The organism is Burkholderia sp. Tr-20390, from assembly GCF_017104595.1.
GTDB lineage: Bacteria > Pseudomonadota > Gammaproteobacteria > Burkholderiales > Burkholderiaceae > Burkholderia.
In genome coordinates this window covers 1-2466 of record NZ_JAAGPC010000361.1, presented here as the reverse complement: position 1 = coordinate 2466, position 2466 = coordinate 1, and the positions used below count along the sequence as shown (strand labels likewise).

At 69.9% G+C, this 2466-nt stretch carries 1 protein-coding gene; it reads right to left on the bottom strand.

The annotated features are described in order from the left end of the window. Positions 1–12: 12 nt before the first annotated feature. On the bottom strand, positions 13–2136 hold the full coding sequence (locus tag G3N98_RS38875; RefSeq protein WP_206151085.1) for a site-specific recombinase: 2124 nt from the start codon (positions 2134–2136) through the stop codon (positions 13–15). Between the last annotated feature and the right edge of the window lie 330 nt (positions 2137–2466).

Below are 2466 nucleotides of genomic sequence, written 5' to 3'. Positions count from 1 at the left end.
GCCGCAGCAGGCTCAGTGCGAGCCCGGCTGGCCGGCGCGCGCGGCTGGGCTGCTGCCCGGCCAGAACAGCGCGAGCGGATTCGACAGCACCGTGCGGACGATCGCGGCGATGAGCGCGCGCACCTTGGTCCGGCGCAGGCTGCGCGAGCGCACGGCCATCGTGAACGCGAGCGCGAAGCTCACGAGCACGTTGAGGATCGCCATGCTGAGCACGCCGGCGCCGGCCCACCACAGCTCGGGCGTGCCGAGCGTATCCTTGCCCAGCACGCCGAGCGCGATGCCGATCGAGCCGGCCGACAGCGTCACGTGCCGCACCTCGAACGGGAACATGAACACGGTGACGATCGCCGGAACGAGGCCGAGCATCAGGCCGAGCCCGACGTTCGCGACCACGCCGGCCACGTTCGACCGGCAGAAGTGCGCGAGCTTCGCGGCACCGGCCTGACCGAGCGTGAGGCGCAGCCGGCGGTTGTACGTGAGCGCGTCGCCGACCCGGTGCAGCACGAACCAGTTGTCGGCCCAGCCCGCGAGCAGGCTCGACGCCCACAGCAGCACGCCGGTCAGCGCCGCGTAGAGCGGCGTCGGGCCGAGCAGCGAGAACGAGTGCAGGGTCGCGTGCGCCTTCTCCGGCGAGATCAGGTTCGCGTGCATCACGTTGCCCGCGAACAGCTGCACCAGCAGGCACACGGGCAGCACGACGAGTACGTTGCCGGAAATCGCGGCGGCCTGCGTGCGGATCAGCGCGATCACCGACGCGACGAACGCCTTCACGCCTTCCTCGTGGCCGGTGTCGTCGAGCTCGCGCGCGAGGGTCGGCGCGGTCATCGCGGGCTGCTTGGTCGCGAGCGTGAAGTGCAGGAAGTGCATCAGCATGAAGCTGGCTGCGTAGTTGACGCCCGCGAGCAGCCCTTCGAGCATCGACTGCAGGTGCGCGCCGGTGATCGCGAACTTCACGCACACGGTCACGACCGTGACGAGGCCGCCGCCCGCGGCCATCCGCAGCATCTTCAGGTACTCGGCGCGGCCGCGCGAGATGTAGTGCTCGCCGGTGTCCGCGTTGGTCTCGACGAGCTTGCGCGCGAACAGCGAGAAGTTGCTGCGCACGAGGTGCGACACGCTCTGGCTGTTGTGGTTCGCGTCGATGAGCTCGGCCGTCAGGTGCGCCATGCCGTGCAGGTCGTCGCGCGCCATCCACGCGTTCAGCAGCATCTCGGCGCGCACGATGCGCATGCGCATCCGTTCGACCTGGAACACGATGTCGACCGACACGCCGTTGCGGTACAGGTGCGAGAACACGTCGTCGACGGCGATCCGGCATTCGTCGAGCAGCACGCGCAGGTAGTTCACCTCGTGCAGCAGCTTGCTCGGGTCGCCGCCGTCCTCGACGGCCGCGTGCGCGGTCTCGACCGCGAGCATCGCGCGCGTGAGGCGGTAGAACGGCTGCGTTTCGAGCGGCTTGCGTGCGTCGTCGTCTGAGAGCCGGCTGCGCACCGTCTGCGACAGGCCGGTCGAGCTGATCTGGCAGGTCAGGTTGTGCAGCGCGGCCAGCAGGTCGCGCGAGAACGAGCCCGGCTCGTGGCGCTCTTCGTCGGTGACGTCGAACGAGATCAGCTCGGCGAGGCGCGTGAGGAGATCGTCGGGCAGCGCGTCGATCCATTGCGCGTCTTCCGGCGTCGGGAACATCAGCGTGAACAGCGCGGACAGCTCGCGGCGGTTCGGCGCGGGCGGGATCAGCGACGCGTCGATCCGCTCGAACAGCGCGCCGAAGAAGCCCGAGTGCACGGGCATGCCGGCGTCGCACAGGAGCGAGATGCCGTCGCACTCGCGCAGGATGCCGCGCAGGATGCGCGCGGCGTGGGTTTTCCACGCGGGATTGCGATCGAGCACGTGGAACAGGTAGCGCAACCGCGCATGGGCCGGATACGCGCGCGCATCGGCGTCGCGATCGGCCGGCGCGTCGGGCGCGGCCTGCATCGTGCCGGTGCGGCGCAGCCAGTGCGCGAGCTCGATCAGCCATTCGCTGCGCTCGGCGTACGACGCATCGGCGTCGGCGTGCGCGAGCAGCGCATCGAGCTGGTGACCGGCATTGCGCGACGCGCGCCACTTCTTGATCAGGGTCGTCAGGGAACGAAACATAAACGGAATAACGAAAGCCCTCGGCGGGCGGGTTCGGATTGCCGGCCGGGGAAACGGCGCGGCGCCGGGGAGAACGGGTGAGACGGGGCCGGTTGCCGGACGATGCGCGGCGACCCGCGATGCGGCTGCCCCGCTGCGGTGCACGCCGATCGCGTGCAGGCGCCGTGAGGCACGGCGGTCGGGCCGAACGCGGCCCGGCGCCGCTGGCTGGCGCGCACGACGAACGGCGCGAGCCGGAAAGTGCGTAGGATCGTCAATCGGGCCGGAAAACGCAAGCCGACCGTATCGCATGGCGCCGGTTCCGGCCGACTTTGACAAACAATGCAAAGA